Annotated in this window: 11 protein-coding genes and 1 tRNA gene; 6 read left to right on the top strand and 6 right to left on the bottom strand. The window is 73.0% G+C overall.

Translation table 11 applies throughout. The features are described from left to right. Window positions 1–95: 95 nt before the first annotated feature. From glmU to ACIBA9_RS05765, 3 genes are all read right to left on the bottom strand, one after another. The gene (gene glmU / locus ACIBA9_RS05775; protein WP_399360087.1) at window positions 96–1,544 is read right to left on the bottom strand and encodes a bifunctional UDP-N-acetylglucosamine diphosphorylase/glucosamine-1-phosphate N-acetyltransferase GlmU; all 1,449 of its coding nucleotides are present in this window, start codon (window positions 1,542–1,544) and stop codon (window positions 96–98) included. Between the two features lie 117 nt (window positions 1,545–1,661). Further along, window positions 1,662–1,733 (bottom strand) — tRNA-Gln (locus tag ACIBA9_RS05770). A gap of 28 nt (window positions 1,734–1,761) precedes the next feature. Then, on the bottom strand, window positions 1,762–2,619 hold the full coding sequence (locus tag ACIBA9_RS05765; protein WP_399360086.1) for a hypothetical protein: 858 nt from the start codon (window positions 2,617–2,619) through the stop codon (window positions 1,762–1,764). A 166-nt stretch (window positions 2,620–2,785) separates the two neighbouring features. Between ACIBA9_RS05765 and ACIBA9_RS05760 the strand changes: the two genes are divergently transcribed. Next, entirely contained in the window at window positions 2,786–4,096 is a 1,311-nt protein-coding gene (locus ACIBA9_RS05760) for a sensor histidine kinase (protein WP_399360085.1), read from the top strand. 29 nt (window positions 4,097–4,125) lie between these two features. Here the strand turns inward: ACIBA9_RS05760 and ACIBA9_RS05755 are convergent, their stop codons facing one another. After that, the gene (locus ACIBA9_RS05755) at window positions 4,126–4,620 is read right to left on the bottom strand and encodes an SUKH-3 domain-containing protein (RefSeq protein ID WP_399360084.1); all 495 of its coding nucleotides are present in this window, start codon (window positions 4,618–4,620) and stop codon (window positions 4,126–4,128) included. A gap of 124 nt (window positions 4,621–4,744) precedes the next feature. Further along, window positions 4,745–5,260 (bottom strand): YwqJ-related putative deaminase, encoded by a 516-nt coding sequence (locus ACIBA9_RS05750; protein ID WP_399360083.1) that lies wholly within the window; start codon window positions 5,258–5,260, stop codon window positions 4,745–4,747. Between the two features lie 263 nt (window positions 5,261–5,523). Between ACIBA9_RS05750 and ACIBA9_RS05745 the strand changes: the two genes are divergently transcribed. The 3 genes from ACIBA9_RS05745 (at window position 5,524) to ACIBA9_RS05735 (ending at window position 10,471) form a co-directional block, all read left to right on the top strand. Next, window positions 5,524–6,576, top strand: a complete 1,053-nt coding sequence (locus ACIBA9_RS05745; protein ID WP_399360082.1) for an SMI1/KNR4 family protein — start codon at window positions 5,524–5,526, stop codon at window positions 6,574–6,576. 7 nt (window positions 6,577–6,583) lie between these two features. Next, on the top strand, window positions 6,584–9,241 hold the full coding sequence (locus tag ACIBA9_RS05740; protein WP_399360081.1) for an SUKH-4 family immunity protein: 2,658 nt from the start codon (window positions 6,584–6,586) through the stop codon (window positions 9,239–9,241). A gap of 342 nt (window positions 9,242–9,583) precedes the next feature. Further along, the gene (locus tag ACIBA9_RS05735; RefSeq protein ID WP_399360080.1) at window positions 9,584–10,471 is read left to right on the top strand and encodes a cellulose-binding protein; all 888 of its coding nucleotides are present in this window, start codon (window positions 9,584–9,586) and stop codon (window positions 10,469–10,471) included. A gap of 31 nt (window positions 10,472–10,502) precedes the next feature. On the opposite strand, the gene ACIBA9_RS05730 is transcribed toward ACIBA9_RS05735, so the two are convergent. Continuing rightward, window positions 10,503–11,999, bottom strand: a complete 1,497-nt coding sequence (locus ACIBA9_RS05730) for an MFS transporter (RefSeq protein ID WP_399360079.1) — start codon at window positions 11,997–11,999, stop codon at window positions 10,503–10,505. A 277-nt stretch (window positions 12,000–12,276) separates the two neighbouring features. Here ACIBA9_RS05730 and ACIBA9_RS05725 point away from each other — a divergent pair, with 277 nt between their 5' ends. Both ACIBA9_RS05725 and ACIBA9_RS05720 read left to right on the top strand, forming a co-directional pair. Continuing rightward, on the top strand, window positions 12,277–13,065 hold the full coding sequence (locus ACIBA9_RS05725) for an ABC transporter ATP-binding protein (protein ID WP_399360078.1): 789 nt from the start codon (window positions 12,277–12,279) through the stop codon (window positions 13,063–13,065). Continuing rightward, window positions 13,062–15,644, top strand: coding sequence for an ABC transporter permease (locus ACIBA9_RS05720; protein ID WP_399360077.1), 2,583 nt, complete (start codon window positions 13,062–13,064; stop codon window positions 15,642–15,644). Before ACIBA9_RS05725 ends, ACIBA9_RS05720 begins: the two co-directional genes overlap by 4 nt. The last annotated feature ends 132 nt before the right edge of the window (window positions 15,645–15,776 follow it).

Here is a 15,776-nt window from a genome sequence, read left to right as displayed (position 1 = left end):
GCAGGAGAGGCCGTATCAGCTGGCAAGGATGCGGGATGCACACGTGCGGATGTGCACTTATCACGGTACGCCGTGTTCGACGCGCCCGTTTCCGGTCAGTCCTCGCTCTCGCCCCGCCGGGACGTCGCCTCGGCCGCCTTCGCCGACGCGCTACCAGGACGCTTGCGCGCCACCCAACCCTCGATATTCCGCTGCTGGCCACGGGCCACGGCCAACGAACCGGGCGGCACATCCTTCGTGATCACGGACCCGGCGGCGGTGTAGGCACCGTCCCCGATCGTGACAGGAGCCACAAACATGTTGTCCGAACCGGTCTTGCAGTGCGAACCGATCGTGGTGTGGTGCTTGTTCTCACCGTCGTAGTTCACGAACACGCTCGCCGCGCCGATGTTCGTATGATCACCGATCGTCGCGTCACCGACATAGGACAGGTGCGGCACCTTCGTCCCCTCGCCGATGGCGGAGTTCTTCGTCTCCACATACGTGCCGATCTTCGCCTTCACACCCAGCCGGGTACCGGGACGCAGATACGCGTACGGCCCCACGGACGCCTGAGCGCCGATCCGCGCCCCGTCCGACACCGTGTTGTCCACCCGCGCGCCCGGACCCACCTTGGTGTCCTTCAGCCGGCTGTTCGGCCCGACCTCGGCGCCCTCGCCCAGATGCGTGGACCCGCTCAGCTGCGTGCCCGGATGCACGATCGCGTCCTGCTCGAAGGTCACGGTCACATCCACCCAGGTGGTCGCCGGGTCGACGACCGTCACGCCGTCCAGCATCGCCCGGGTCAGCAACCGGTCGTTGAGGATCCGGCGGGCCTCGGCGAGCTGCACCCGGTTGTTGATCCCGGCGATCTCCCGATGGTCCGCGGCCACCGAGGCACCGACCCGGTGCCCGGCCTCCCGCAGGATCCCGAGCACGTCGGTCAGGTACTCCTCGCCCTGGCTGTTGTTCGTCCGCACCTTCTTCAACGCGTCCGCGAGCAACTGCCCGTCGAACGCGAACACCCCGCTGTTGATCTCCCGGATCGACCGCTGGGCGTCGGAGGCGTCCTTGTGCTCCACGATCGCCGTCACCGCACCGGTCGCCTCGTCCCGCACGATCCGGCCGTAACCCGTCGCGTCCGGCACCTCGGCGGTCAGCACGGTGACGGCGTTGCCGTCCGCCTCGTGCGTCCGCGCGAGCCGCGCCAGCATGTCCGAGGTCAGCAGCGGGGTGTCCCCGCACACCACGACCACGGTGCCGTCCACGGCCCCGCCCAGCTCCTCCAGGCCCATGCGCACCGCGTGCCCGGTGCCGTTCTGCTCCGCCTGTACGGCCGTGCGCGCCTGCGGGTCGATCCCGGTCAGATGCTCGGTGACCTGCTCACGGGCGTGCCCCACGACGACGACGAGCTGCGCGGGGTCCAACTCGCGGGCGGCGGCCAGGACGTGGCCGACCAGGGAGCGGCCGCAGATCTGATGGAGGACCTTGGGTGTGGCCGACTTCATACGGGTGCCCTCACCCGCTGCGAGAACGACGACGGCTGCCGGGCGGATGGCGCTCACGGGGTTGCCCTTCGGCTCTGGATGGGTGGGGGTGACAGCCGCAGGATACCGGGGCGGGTTGGAGGGGGTACGAGTGCGGGCCCTGACGGTGGTGTCAGGGCCCGGTCGCGTGTGCAGCTCCCCTGCCAGGACTCGAACCTGGAACAAATCATCCAAAGTGACCCGTGTTGCCGATTACACCACAGGGGATTATATAGCTCACTAAACGGACATTTAGCTAGTCCGTTGAGGTCGCGGCACCTACTATGCCGCACCACCAGCCTTCGATGCGACGGTACAGCTCCGCTCCCCGCAAGACCTTGACGACAAGGCAGCCCCGGTAGTTGTCGCCGACGTTCTTGCGAACGGTCTTCGGGTTGTGCCTCTTGATGGTGGTCCGCTGCAACATGGAGACGTCGAGGCCGACGATGTCGGCCCAGTGGCGTTCGGCGCCCGCGATGTCCCCCGTGGCGTGGATCATGACCCGGCAGCGGAGGCGTTCGCGCTCGACCCCGAGCAGGTCCAGCCAGGCGAGGAAGATCCGGATCACGCCGGGGTCGCTGTTGACGAACTCCACGTTCTCGCGCCGTGCGTACGGCTTGTCCTTGCCGCCCTCGGCCCAGTAGAGGGCGACGCCCGTCAGGAAGAGGTCGCGTTCGCTCAGTGCGCCGATCTCGGCGGCGGCGGCCGACTTGGTCCGGCGTCGCGTCTCGTCCCGTACGGCCAGCTCGTGCTCCCAGCGTTTCGCGGCCGCGAGCTTCGCCTGCTCCGTGGGGTCGCGCCGCTCCGGCCTCGGAAGGTCCCGTACCCATAGGGAGACCGAGCTCTTCGAGCAGCCCAGTTCGAGCTGGATGCGGTCGTAGGTCCAGCCCCGCAGGCGTAGTTCGCGGGCCTTGGCTCGCAGGTCGTCCCTGGCCCGGGGGTGTTTCGTCGGCTCGGGCGGGGGTTCGCCCCCGACCAGCTGGTTGAGGAGGTCGTTGTTGAAGACCTTCAGTTCGTCCCGGATCCGTCGGAGGCTGTGGCCGGCGCGGCGCAGGGCGACGGCCCGCTCGCGGAGGGTGTCGAGGTCGGCGCGTTCGCCGAAACCGTGTGTCATACGCCCTACCGTCCGCGGGGGAGGCCCCCTCGCGGGCTCGAACGGCGGGGGTTCACCAGTTCGAGCGATCGGGGTCGGTTTCGAGGCCGTACGGCCGTGGGTGTGGTGTGTGGAGGTCGGGGAAACTCACCGGAAATGCCGCACGTGTCGCCCGTAGGCTGGACACATGACCACGACGGGGGAAGACCATGACAGGGGCTTGACCGGCCCCTGGTGGTGGGCGAGGTGGCGCAGCGCGGTGCTCGACGGGAGTCTCGCGCTGGTGTCGGCGGTGGAGTGCGGCGCGGAGGGGATCCCGTTCGCCCGGGACGCGGGCCTGCCGATGGCGGTGGGGATCGTGTTCGGGCTGGTCGCCGGTTCGGCGCTGCTGGTGCGGCGCAGGTGGCCGATCGCGGTGGTGCTGGTGGCGATCGCGATCACGCCGGCCGAGATGGGTTTCCTGATGGGCGTCGTCGGGCTGTACACGCTGGCGGCGTGTGAGCTGCCGCGGCGGGTCATCGGCGCCCTGGCGGGGATGTCGCTGGTGGGCACGATGATCGTGACGTTCGTGCGGGTCCGGCAGGACATGGCGCGCGGTGATCTGACGCTCGGTGACTGGTTCGTGCCGTTCGCGGCGGTCACGACGTCGCTGGGGCTGACGGCGCCGCCGGTGCTGCTGGGTCTGTACGTGGGGGCTCGGCGGCGGTTGATGGAGAGCCTGCGGGAGCGGGCGGACTCCCTGGAGCGCGAGCTCCAGCTGCTCGCGGAGCGGGCGGAGGAGCGGGCGGAGTGGGCGCGCAGCGAGGAGCGCACCCGGATCGCCCGGGAGATGCACGACGTCGTCGCGCATCGGGTGAGTCTGATGGTGGTGCACGCGGCGGCGTTGCAGGCGGTGGCGCGCAAGGACCCGGAGAAGGCGGTGCGCAATGCCGCGCTGGTGGGGGACATGGGCCGGCAGGCGTTGACCGAGCTGCGGGAGATGCTCGGGGTGCTGCGGGCCGGTGAGGACGCGGGGCGGCGGGCCGCGCCGGTGCCGTTGGCGGCGGTGCGGGAGGCGGCCGCGGCGGCGGCTTGGCGGGCGGCCGGTGAGGAGGGCGCGGCGGAGGGGCCGTGGCTGTCGGAGCTGGAGGAGCTGGTCGGGCAGTCGGCGGCGGCGGGGATGGTGGTGGACCTGTCGGTGGAGGGGGAGGGGCGCTCCTACGCGGCGGAGGTCGAGCAGACGGCGTATCGGGTGGTGCAGGAGGCGTTGACGAACGTCCACAAGCACGCGGCGGGTGCGAAGACGCGGGTGCGGCTGGCGCACCGGGTGTCGGAGATCGCGATGCAGGTGGAGAACGGGCCGCCGCCGGAGCCTTCGTCGGCGTCGGCGGCGCGGTTGCCGTCGGGCGGGAACGGCCTGGTGGGGATGCGGGAGCGGGTCGTGGCGCTGGGTGGTGTGTTCGTGTCGGGGCCGACGGAGGCGGGTGGCTTTCGGGTGTCGGCGGTGATTCCGGCGTAGGGGTGGGTCCCCGCGCTGGGGCGGGCGGGTCAGCCGGCGGTGAGGCGTATGGGTTCGACGCCGGTGACGAGGGTGGCCAGGGCGTGGTCGATGTCGGGGCCGACGTACCAGTCGCCGGTGTGGTCGAGGGCGTAGACGCGGCCTTCGGCGTCGATGGCGAGGAGGGCCGTGGTGTCGGTCTCCTCTCCGAGGGGGCTCAGTTCGGTGCCGAGGGCGCGGCCGAGGTCGCCGAGGGTGCGGGCGTGGTGGAGGCCGTGCAGCGGGTCGAGGTGGAGGGTGGCGGGGGCGATCTGGCGGCCGGGTCCGGCGGGGGTGATGCGCAGGCCGCCGAATTCGGCCCAGGCCTCGACGGCGGCGGGGAAGACGGTGTGCCGGTGTCCGGCGGGTGAGGAGTGCTCGCGCAGGGTGTCCGCCCAGATCTCGGCCTGTTTTATGTCCCAGCGTCCGGGTTGCCAGCCGGCGCCGCGCAGGGCGGCGTCGACGGGTACGGGGAAGCGCGTGGTGGAGGTGCGGTCGGGGTGCATCTGCTCTTCGTTCGTCGTGCCGGCCTGGTGGTGCGGGGTGTCGTCGGGTCGTGGGGGTGCTTGGTGGTCGGTCGCCGTGGGCCGGCGGGTGTTGTGCGGTGGGTCGCCGGTCGGGCGGGGCCGGTCAGTCGTCGGTCGCCGTGGGGTCGACGATGCGGACGCCGAAGTGGGCGCTGAGGGCGGTGCAGGCTCGGCAGGGGGTGGCGAAGCTGCCGTGGCGGGGATCGCCGTCCTCGCGTATGCGGCGGGCGGTGAGTTTGGCGTGTTTGAGTGCTTTGCGCGCTTCGCTGTTGGTCATGGGCCTGCGGGTGGCGCGTTTGCTGCGGGCGGCGTCGGCCGCGGTGACCTGCCGGGAGATGAGGATGGTCTCGGCGCAGCGGCCGGTGAAGCGGTCGCGCTGGGCGCTGGTGAGGGTGTCCAGGAAGTCCTGGACGAGGGGGTGCAGGGTGGGGGGTTCCTCGCCGCGGGCGGCGGTGCCGGTGAGGGTGGTGCCGCGTACGGAGAGGGCCGCGGCGACGGTGGGCAGGATGCCGTCGCGGCGGTGGCGCAGGGCGGGGGCGGGGCGTGTGTCGGTGCCGCTCCAGTCGATGCGAGGGTCTCCGGCCCGCACGTCCGTACCTCCGGTCCGCATGGTGTTCATCGTCGTTCTCCCCTCCCCGGGCATCCCCCCGAAGGACACAGGGTGCCAAATGCCGTGGCTGGTGCGGAAGCTGGGGCGCCGCGACACGCCCGGGGAGGGTGGGGTGGTGACCGTGGGGTGACGGCTGGTCACGGAAGCGGAGGGGTGGTGTCCGTGGGGATGCGGCGGGCCGGTGACCGGGGTTCGTGTACCGCATAGGCTGTCGCCATCCGCGAAGGACACCGCCGTTCAGGCCAGAGAGAACCGCGCAGGGGGCAACCGCCATGACGACAGGTCGGGTCGGGCTGGGGGCACCGCCCAGCCGTCAGGCCGGGGCACAAGCCGCGCCGCCGAACGCGGCCTACGCCGGGCAGGTGGTGCACTTCCCGGATCCGGTCCGGGCGGCACGTCACCCGAGAGGGGTACGGGTGGACGAGCACGGTTACCCGGATTTCTCGGCGTACGCGCGCGTGGCGGTGGAGGTCGCCGAGCCGCCGGAGGGTTTCGGTGTCGACGAGTTGCGGCTGACGGACTTCGTGTCGGCGAACGCGGCGCTGGCGGCGGCGGGGCACGAGTTGTGGGACACGGTGGCGGACGTGGCGACGCCGCACGGCTGGACGTGGCATCACGTGGCGGGGACGCGGCGGCTGGAGTTGGTGCCGGTCGAGGTGAAGGCGTTGCTGCGGCACCACGGTGGGGTGGCGACTGCGCCGGTGGACCATGCCAAGCGGGGGACGCGCCCGTTGCAGGAGACGCGGCCGGCGCATTTCGGGTTGCCGAAGTCGGGTGTGGCGGTGACGGAGGGGCAGGTGCAGGGTGTCGAGGAGGACCTCGGTTTCCGGCTGCCCGGCGCCTACCGTTCGTTCCTGAAGGCGGCGGGCGGTTGCGCGCCGGTGGGCACGGCGCTCTTCGCCGAGCTGGGGCTGCTGCTGGACCAGCCGTTCTTCACGGTGCGTGACGAGGCCGCGGTCAACGACCTGGTGTACGTCAACAAGTGTCTGCGCGACCACCTGACGAAGGACTTTCTGGGTGTCGCGTTCGTGCAGGGTGGTCTGCTCGCGGTGAAGGTGAAGGGCGAGCGGGTCGGTTCGGTGTGGTTCTGCGCGTACGACGATGTGCGGGACGTGGATCCGTCGTGGTCGCCGGCGGAGCGGGTGGAGCGTCTGCTGCTGCCGTGCGCCGACGACTTCGACGTGTTCCTGTCCCGGCTGGCCGGTGATCCGCCGGAGTTGGAGACGGTGGCGAATCTGATGGTGGACGGCGGTTTCGTCCAGGTCGTCCCGGTGGCCTCCGGGGTGTCCTCCGGTGTGGCGTCTTCCGGCCCGGTGGGGGAGTGAGCTGGCGATGGTGACCTACGCGCAGGCGCAGGAGCGCGCCGAGGAGTGGATCAACGGTGACGTCCCCGCCTACCAGCATCGTGAGGTGCGGGTGCGGGAGTACGAGCTGGGGTTCGTGGTGTGGGGCGAGGACCGTGCGGAGGGCCCGCGTTCGGACGCGGGTGCGCAGCGGCTCGTCATCGCCCGGGACAGCGGGGAGGCCACGCTGTGGCCGGCGCTGCCGGTGGGTGAGGTGATCCGCCGGTACGAGGAGGAGTACGGGCGGCCGGACGAGCCGCGCGACGCGGTGCCGGCGGCCGCCGCGGCCCGTGTCGACCTGAACCAGACGTCCTTCCTGCTGTCTCCTCCGGAGTGGTTGCAGGAGGCGGCGGACAAACTGGGCCTCGCCGACCGGCGGCCGGCGGACGGGGGCGGCGCCGACGGTGGGCGCGCGGAGGCCGATGCCGGTTCCGGTGCGGGATCCGATGGTGAAGCCCCGCCCCATGGGGCGGGGTTGGCGCAGACGCGGGCCGGGGCGCCGTTGGCGGACGTACCGGCGGACGTGCCGACCGGGGCGACGCCCTGGGCGGGTACGGACACGAACGCGAGCGCCGGCGAGGACGACCGGTCCGTGCCGTTGCCGGCGACGGTGTTCTCACCGCCGTTGGGCGATTCGGACGGCGAGGCCGCAGGGCCGCCGGCAGCTGTGCCGGATGCCAGGACGGCGTTGCTGCCGGGCGGCAGTCAGCTGCCCAGGACGGCCGTCGCGCCGGCGGTCGACGCTCCGGGAGCGCAGGAGGTTTCCCCGGGCGGCGCCCCGGTTCCCGCGCCCGCCCCGAACGCGCCGGGTACGCCGGGTGCGCCGGGTGCGCCGGGTGCGCCGGCGGGCAGCGTGCCTCCGCCGCCGCCGGGAACGCCGCCGTACGGCTACCCGCAGGGGCCCGCGGTCGCGGGTACGCCGCCGCCGGGCGCCCCGACGTACGGCTACCCGCAGGGTCCGGCCGCCGTACAGGCTTTCCCCGGGTACGGCTACCCGCCGGCGCCGGACGGTGTCGCGGACGCGCCGCGGCCCGCGGCGGGGCCGGACGCCGCCGAGCGGCGTCTCGCGCCGAACGCCGGGGACATCGCGGACGCCGCGACGAGCAAGGCGGCGCCGCCGCCGAGGAAGCCACGCGGTGGTGTGGGTGCGCCGCCGCCCCCGCCGGGCGTTCCCGGTGCGCCGGGCGCGCGCCCGGGTGGCGCGCCTGTCCCGCCCCCGCCGGGCGCGCCCGCGGGCGGGTATGTGCCGACGCAGCTCGTGTCGGCACTCGGCCCCGAGGCGCCGCAGGGACCTGACGGGCCGTCCGACGCGTCCGCGGGCAACGTGCATCACGCGGCCACGGTGTTCGCCGACCCCGGCCGGATGGGCGGCGGCGCACCGCGGCCTCCGGGCGCTCCGGGCGTCCCGAACGCCCCTGGCGCGCCCGCGGGACCCGGCGCTCCGCAGCCCCCCGGGGCGCCCGCCGCGGTACCCGGCCCCGGCGCGCCCGGTGCCGTGCATCATGCCGAGACCGTGCTGTCCGCGCCCCCCGCGGCCGGCCCGGGCGTGCCCCCGCCGCCCGCCCCCGGCGCTTTCGGCATGCCGCCGGGTGCGCAGGGCGCCCCCCAGCCGATGCCGCCGGGTGCGCCGGTGCCGGGGCGGCCGCCGGCGTACGGGTATCCGCAGCAGGGGCAGCCGACGGTCGGCCCCGGCTACCAGGCGGTGCTGCGCTACCGGGCGCAGGACGGTTCGGAGCAGCAGCTCATCCGGCGTTCGGCACCGGGCACACCACACCCGGAGTGGCAGATCTTCCACGAGCTGCGCGCGATGAACGTGCCGCCGGACCAGGTGCTGGAGCTGCACACCGAACTGGAGTCGTGCGAGCTGCCGGGCGCCTACTGCGCACGCATGATCCGCGAGCAGTGGCCGCAGGCGCGGATCGCGAGCATCGCGCCGTACGGCACGGATCACGCGAGCCGGCAGCAGGGCATGGCGCAGTTGCTGGCGCACCAGGGCGAGTTGCACCAGGTGGCCGACGGTCCCGCGCGGCCGGCGCCGCTGCGGGCGCCGCTGCCGCCGGTGCCCGCCGCGCCGGCGATCCCGCCGGAGGCGATCGCGCAGGAGCTGGCGGGCGCGTTCGGGCCGGGGGTCTTCCGGTTCGAGCAGCAGGCGGTGTCGCGGCAGGGTGTGCCGCCGATCGTGGCGCACACGCTGGTCGTGGCGGGGCTGCCGCTGGACATGGGCCCCTTCTTCTGGGCGCAGGCGCAACCGGGCCGTCCGGTGCCGACGCTGGCGGAGCTGGCGGCCGAGCGCGGGGTGGCGCCGGCGGCGGACGCCGGGTCGTACCTCGTCATGGGCACCGACTTCGGCAAGGCGATCTGTGTGCAGTACGGCACGGCGAACATCGTGGCCGTGCCGGTGGAGGCGGGTCCGGGCGGTGCTCCGGTGCCGCCGCAGTTCGTGAACAGCGGGTTGCCGGAGTTCGCGCGTTGTCTGGCGCTGCTGGGCCGGATGTGGCGTCTGCGGTACGGGCTGAACCAGGAGCAGGCGGGCCGCTGGACCGTGGACTTCCAGGGGCAGCTGGCCTCGCTGGACCCGGCGGCGCTCGGCTCCCCGGAGAGCTGGTGGTCGGTGCTGCTGGAGCAGATGTGGGACGGCCTGCTCTGACGCTCGCCGGCCGGGACACGTCTCCTGGCCGGGCCGGTGGCGGACCGGCCGGTGCGTCGGTCCGCCGAACGGGTGGTGGTGGCCGTCCTCGGCCACCGTGGGAGAAGGCCGCGCCGACCGTGTCGTCCGCCGTGCCGTGCCGGCACCCGGGACGGTCTGGCGCGGGGCCGGCCGGTGTCCGCCGGTGCCTGGTGCCAGGGGGCCCGCCACTCCACCCCTGAAGTGCGGCCGCCTCGCCGGGAGGTGGCTGCGGAGTGTCGCGTTATGCACACTTACGTCCGATCCATCAAGATGTGCGCGAACCGTCCTGTCGTGTATGTCCGGTGGAGAGGGGTTCCCAGGGTGAGCAGCGCAGCGATGCCGCCGCACGACTTCGTGACGGTCCGGGGGCGCGGCTACCGCCCCGAGCAGGTCGAGGCCTACCTGGAGGCACTGTCGCAAGACAGGGACGCCGCCTGGGAACGGGCCGCGCGTCTGACCGTGCTCGCCAAGGACATGGGGGCGGAGGCCGCGCGGATGCGGGACGTCGTCTCCCGGCTCACGCCCCAGGAGTACGAGACGCTCGGCGAGGGCGCGCGGAGCCTGTTCCAGTTCGTGCTGGAGGAGGCGGCCGACCTCCGCGAACGCACCCTGCGTGCGGCGCGCGAGCAGGTCGCGCAGGCCGAGGCGGACGCCGAAAACCTGCTCCAGGAGGCGCGGAAGGCGGCCGACGCGCTCTGCGCGGACGCCGACGACAGGGCCCGCCGGCTGCTCCTCGCCGCGGGCGCCGAGGCCGAGGACCTCCGCGTCGGCGCCCGGCGCGAGGTGAAGGAGCGGCGCGGGCAGGCCCTGGCCGCGGTGCGCGAGGCACGGCAGGCCACCGCCGCCATGCTCGCCGAGCAGTCCCGGGAGCACGCCGAGCGGTGGGCGCTGGCCGAGCGCGAGGACACCGCCGACCTGGAGACGCTCGATCCCGCGCTCGCCGAGCGGGTCGGCCGGGCGGAGCGCGAGCTGGCCGAGGCCGAGCGGGAGTTCGCCGAGGCGGAGGAGTACGCGAGCCGCGCTCAGGAGGAGGCGGAGGCGCGTGCCGCCGAGATCGTCGCCGACGCGCGCGTGCGCGAGGAGAACGTCGTCCGGGAGACGGAGCAGGTGCTGCGTGAGCACCGTGAGATGTGGGACGACGTACGGGCGCACATGGACAACGTGCGCAGCAGCCTGATCTCGCTGACCGGCCGGCCCGCCATGGAGTAGCGGCGGCCGGCGCCCCCGGCCGCGCCACCGTTCACTCGTCGAGCACCGGGAACGAGCGGGGCGCCACCAGCAGCAGGACCAGGAACGCCAGTGCCGCGGCTCCGGCCGCGCCGAGGTACACCGCGTGCACCGCCCCGGCGATGGCCCGCCGGGTCGCGTCGGGGGCCGTACCGGCGTCCAGCGCGCGCGTGACGGAGTCCAGGTCGCCGGTGCCGCCGAGGCGCGCGGCCAGCACCCCGTTGGCGACGGCGCCGAAGAGGGACGCGCCGAGGGTCTGCCCGGTCTGCCGGCAGAACAGGACGGAGGCGGTCGTGGTGCCCCGCTCCGACCAGCCCACCGTCGACTGCACGCCCACGATCAGCGGCAGTTGGAACAGACCCAGCGCCCCGCCCAGCAGCAGCATCAGCAGTGTCGGCTGCCACCACGATCCGGGGTACGGCAGGAACGGGAACGCGCACAGGATCAGCGCGGCCAGGCCGATGCCGAGCAGCGCGGTGTCCCGGAAGCCGATGCGCCGGTAGACGTGCTGGCTCAGCGCCGCCGACAGCGGCCAGCTGAGCGTCCACACCGACAGCACGAACCCGGCGGCCACGGGCGCCAGGCCCAGCACCGACTGCGCGTACGTCGGCAGGAACACCGCCGGCGCCACCATCAGCAGTCCGAGCGCGCCGAGCGCCAGGTTGACGGCCGCGATGGTACGGCGCCGCCATACCCACCCCGGGATGATCGGCTCGGCGGCCCGCCGCTCCACCGCCACCACCACGGCGACCAGCGCCAGGCCCGCGCCGAACAGCGTCAGCGACGGCGCGGACAGCCATGGCCAGGCGACCCCGCCCTGCACCAGCGCGGTCAGCAGCACCCCGCCGCACGCGAACACCGCGAGGGCGCCGCCCCAGTCGACGCGCGCGCGGGCGGCCCTCTTTCGGGCGGGCTCGTGCAGATGGCGCACGATCAGCCACAGCGCGGCGGCGCCGATCGGCAGGTTGACCAGGAAGATCCAGCGCCAGTCGGCGTAGGCGGCGAGGACCCCGCCGAGTCCCGGCCCGGCGACCGCCGACACCGCCCACACCGTGGACAGCCTGGACTGGATCCTCGGGCGCTCCGAGAGCGGGTACAGGTCGGCGGCGAGCGTCTGCACGGTGCCCTGCAACGCCCCGCCGCCCAGGCCCTGCACGATCCGGAACGCGATCAGCGCCCCCATGTTCCAGGCCGTCGCGCACAGCAGCGAGCCCAGCAGGAACACCACCGCGCCGACCACCAGCACCGGCTTGCGGCCGAAGGTGTCGGACAGCTTGCCGTACACCGGCAGCGTGACGGTCACGGCGAGCAGATAACCGGAGAACAGCCAGGAGAAGACGGAGAATCCGCCGAGGTCGCCGACGATCTGCGGGACGGCCGTGGAGACGACGGCAGAGTCGAGCGCCGCCAGCGCCATCGCCAGCATCAGCGCGGCGACGACCGCCCCACGTCGCGCGCCGTCCTGCCGTCGTGTCGCCTTGCCGCGTATCGCGGGTGTCGTACTCCCCACCGGAAAACCCCTCCCCGTGCCCACTGCCGGTATCCGTCCCGTGCCCCCTGCACCCGTCTTCCGTACGAACCTTCCCACGCCGTACCGGACTCGACCACGCCGGCGGGGAAGGGCGTGGGCTCCCCCCAAGGGGGCCCGGCCGTACCGGCGGGGGTGGGGTTTTCCCCCCGGAAAGACGGGGCTCCGCACCAGCGCGCCGCCCCACCGCCGACGGCGAGACTCATGGACGTAGCCCAACAGGGACTCGGCAACCGCCCACCGACAGAGGAGACCTACCGTGACTTCGGCTGTGACCATCCCCAGGCACGGGGCGACTGGAGAGCGTACGGCCGTCGCCGCGAGGGCGCGGCAGGTCGTGAAGGCGTACGGGTCCGGGGAGACCCGGGTCGTCGCCCTGGACCACGTCGACGTGGACATCGCACGCGGCCGGTTCACCGCGATCATGGGCCCGTCCGGGTCCGGCAAGTCCACCCTGATGCACTGCCTGGCCGGGCTCGACACCGTGACCAGCGGCCGGATCCACCTGGCCGAGACCGAGATCACCGGTCTGAAGGACAAGAAGCTCACCCGGCTGCGCCGGGACCGGATCGGGTTCATCTTCCAGGCGTTCAACCTGCTGCCGACGCTGAACGCCATGGAGAACATCACGCTGCCCATGGACATCGCCGGCCGCAAGCCGGACCGGGCCTGGCTGGAGAGGGTGGTGGAGACCGTCGGGCTCGCCGGGCGCCTCGGGCACCGGCCGACCCAGCTCTCCGGCGGCCAGCAGCAGCGCGTCGCCGTGGCCCGCGCCCTCGCCGCCCGCCCGGAGATCATCTTCGGGGACGAGCCGACCGGAAACCTCGACTCGCGCGCCGGGTCGGAGATCCTCGGCTTCCTGCGCCGTTCGGTGGACGAACTCGGCCAGACCATCGTGATGGTCACGCACGACCCCGTCGCCGCCTCCTACGCCGACCGCGTCCTGTACCTCGCCGACGGCCGGATCGTCGACGAGATGCACCAGCCGACGGCCGACCAGGTCCTGGACCGCATGAAGGACTTCGACGCCCGGGGGCGTACGTCATGACCGTGCTGAAGACCTCGATGCGCAACTTCCTCGCGCACAAGGGCCGTATGGCGCTCTCGGCGGTCGCGGTACTGCTGTCGGTGGCGTTCGTGTGCGGCACCCTGGTGTTCACCGACACGATGAACACCACCTTCGACAACCTGTTCCAGGCGACCGCCCCGGACGTGACGGTCGGCGCCAAGGGCTCCTCCGACACCGGCGAGACCACCTCCCCCACCGGCAGACCGCCGGTCCTGCCGGCCGCCGTGGTCGGGAAGGTCCGCGGGGCCGAGGGTGTGCGGTCGGCGCAGGGCACGGTGGTCTCCACCTCGGCGACCGTCGTCGACGCCGACAAGGACAAGCTCTCGCCCGACAGCGGGGCGCCGACCATCGTCGGCAGCTGGACCGGCAACGACGCCCGGACCATGCGGATCAGCTCCGGGACGGCGCCCCGGGGCCCGGACCAGGTGATGGTCGACGCCGACACGGCCGAACAGCACCATCTCAGGCTCGGCGACGAGATCGGCGTGATCACCGTTTTGGGCACGCACCACGCGCGCGTGTCCGGCATCGCCGCCTTCAAGGTCACCAACCCCGGCGCGGCGCTCTTCTACCTGGACATCGAGACCGCCCAGCGGATCCTCGTCGGCCGGACCGGTGTGTACACCGGCGTGGACGTCACCGCAGGCAAGGGCGTGACCGACGAACGGCTGAAGCGGAACGTCACCGCCGTCCTCGGGCACGGCTACCAGGTGCGGACCGCCAAGGAGGTGGCCGACGCCAACCAGAAGGACGTCCAGAGCTTCCTGAACGTCATGAAGTACGCGATGCTCGGCTTCGCCGGGATCGCCTTCCTCGTCGGCATCTTCCTGATCATCAACACCTTCTCCATGCTGGTTGCCCAGCGCACCCGGGAGATCGGCCTGATGCGCGCCATCGGCTCCTCCCGCAAGCAGGTCAACCGGTCCGTGCTCGTCGAGGCGCTGCTGCTCGGTGTGCTGGGCTCCGCGCTCGGCGTCGGCGCTGGGGTCGGCATCGCGATCGGCCTGATGAAGCTCATGGGCCGGATGGGCATGCACCTGTCCACCGACGATCTGACCGTCGCCTGGACGACCCCCGCGCTCGGCCTGCTCCTCGGCGTGGTCGTCACCGTTTTCGCCGCCTGTCTGCCCGCCCGGCGCGCCGGGAAGATCTCCCCGATGGCCGCCCTGCGCGACGCGGGGACCCCGGGCGACGTCAGGGCGGGGGCGATCCGGGCCGTGCTCGGTCTCGTCCTCACCGGCGCGGGCGGCTGGAGCCTGTACGTCGCCGCCCGCGCCGAGAAGGCCCAGGCCGGCTCGGGCTGGCTGGGCCTGGGCGTGGTGCTCACCCTGGTCGGCTTCGTGATCATCGGGCCGCTGCTCGCCGGCGGCCTGGTCCGCGTCCTCGGCGCGGTGCTGCTGCGGGTCTTCGGCCCCGTCGGCCGGATGGCCGAGCGCAACGCCCTGCGCAATCCGCGCCGCACCGGCGCCACCGGGGCGGCCCTGATGATCGGCCTGGCCCTGGTGGCCTGTCTGTCGGTGGTCGGCTCCTCCATGGTGGCCTCCGCCACCGACCAGCTGGACAAGACCGTCGGCACGGACTTCATCATCCAGGGGGACAACGAGCAGGTTCTCATCCCGCCGCAGGCGGTGCGGGCCGTCAAGGACACGCCCGGCATGGCCCGGGTCACGGAGTACAGGATCCTCGACGCCGACCTGACCACTCCGGACGGCCAGGTCACCAGGAAGAAGACGATCAAGGCGGCCGACCCGACGTACGCGCGGGACCTGCGCACCAAGACGGTCGCCGGCCGGCTCGCCGACGCCTACCGGCCCGACTCGATGTCCGTCTTCGAGGGCTTCGCCAGGAAGCACGGCATCGGGCTCGGCTCCACCGTCGCGGTCGACTTCCGGGACGGCCGGACGGCGAAGCTGACGGTCCGCGCGATCACCAGCGACGACGTCGTCATCGACAAGGGCGCGATGTACGCCTCCATCGCCACCGCCTCCCGGTACGTGCCCGCCCAGCGGATGCCGCTCGACCTGCTGGTCTTCGCCTCCGCCCAGGACGGTCGGCAGGCGGCCGCCTACCGGGCGCTGAAGTCCACGCTGCACGACTTCCCGGAACTGACCGTCCGCGACCAGACCGACTACAAGAAGGCGCTGAAGGACCAGATCGGGCAGCTGCTGAACATGATCTACGGGCTGCTCGCCCTCGCGATCATCGTCGCGGTCCTCGGTGTGGTGAACACCCTGGCGCTGTCCGTGGTCGAGCGGACCCGGGAGATCGGCCTCATGCGGGCCATCGGCCTCTCCCGCCGCCAGCTGCGCCGCATGATCCGGCTGGAGTCCGTGGTGATCGCCGTCTTCGGTGCCCTGCTCGGCCTCGGCCTCGGCATGGGCTGGGGCGTGACCGCCCAGCAGCTCCTGGCGCTGGAGGGCCTGAAGGTCCTGGACATCCCCTGGCCGACCATCGCCGCCGTCTTCGTCGGCTCGGCCTTCGTGGGCCTGCTCGCCGCGCTGGTCCCGGCGTTCCGGGCGGCCCGGATGAACATCCTGAAGGCCATCGCGACGGACTAGCGGCTCGGGTGAGGGGTCGGGTCACGGCGGCACCGGCGGCCGGCGGCGGGGGTTGTCCACAGGCACCCGCGCCGCCGGCCGTGGCGTCGTACGCTGGACACCCCCGGCTGCCACCCGCACCGGGCTGCTTGC

It is taken from the genome of Streptomyces sp. NPDC051452 (assembly GCF_044454765.1).
Lineage (GTDB): Bacteria > Actinomycetota > Actinomycetes > Streptomycetales > Streptomycetaceae > Streptomyces.
Note: the sequence above shows the minus strand (reverse complement) of the source record. Positions and strands in the feature narration are given on the sequence as shown.